Source organism: Mesorhizobium sp. M7A.F.Ca.ET.027.02.1.1, assembly GCF_004022985.1.
Taxonomy (GTDB): Bacteria; Pseudomonadota; Alphaproteobacteria; order Rhizobiales; family Rhizobiaceae; genus Mesorhizobium.
Window position 1 is genome coordinate 1 of sequence record NZ_RZOL01000841.1, and the last position, 862, is coordinate 862.

Below are 862 nucleotides of genomic sequence, written 5' to 3' on the forward strand. Positions count from 1 at the left end.
ATGCGATTCTGCGCTTCCGCCAGGCTGGCCGGATCGAAACCTTGCTGGTCGAGTGGAAATATACGGAGTCCTACGGGACACCGCCCGAACAGAAGCGCGAGGCGGAGCGTCTTCGCCGCTACCAGAGCATCGCCTTCGCGCCGCTCGGCCCTGTCCGCAGCGATGCCAGCCTCAAGCTCACCGACCTGTTCTGGGAGCCGTTCTATCAGCTTTTCCGCCAGCAGATGCTGGCGTCTCGCATGCAAGCCGAGCAAGAGGAAGGGGCCGAGCGCGTCCGCGTGCTCCATATCGCTCCCGCTGCGAACCGGCGGCTGACCCGCGTTACTTCGCCCGCGATGCGCCCGCTTGGCGACAACGTTTTCAAGGTTTACCGCTCGCTTCTGGTCGAACCCGATGACTTCATCAGCCGCTCGACGGAATCCCTGTTCTCGCCGCTGATCGCCGAAACACCGGCCGACGATGCCTGGGCGAACTACCTTCGCGACCGCTATGCCTTCCTGACGCATGCCTCCGATATAAAAGACGAGAAATCCTGATGGCCAAAACACCCATACAGAAAGCCATCGACGCGCTTACGCATGACGCTGCGCGGCGCATCAACAACCCGACGGCCGAGATGGCCTCGCTCTACGAGCAGCAGGCGGAGATCATGGGCGACGGCGAGCGCTCGACGTCGCTGCCGCGTCCTCGCCCGCTGGCCAATGGTGAGACGCGGGATCGGGATACTGATCTCGACCCGCAGATTGTCTGGAACGGAGCCAAGATCAGGATCACCAAGGAGCAGATGAAGAAGCTCGCCGAGACCGGCGAGATCGAGATCGGCGACGCGCAGCTCGTCTGGCGCGGCAAGGATACGCAGGAC

At 63.0% G+C, this 862-nt stretch carries 2 pseudogenes; both read left to right on the top strand.

Going from position 1 to position 862, the window contains the following annotated elements:
• Positions 1 to 536 (top strand): annotated as a pseudogene (locus tag EN749_RS38070) (hypothetical protein); the annotation flags it as partial.
• Positions 536 to 862, top strand: a pseudogene (locus EN749_RS36540) (site-specific DNA-methyltransferase); the annotation flags it as partial. The pseudogenes EN749_RS38070 and EN749_RS36540, both read left to right, overlap by 1 nt.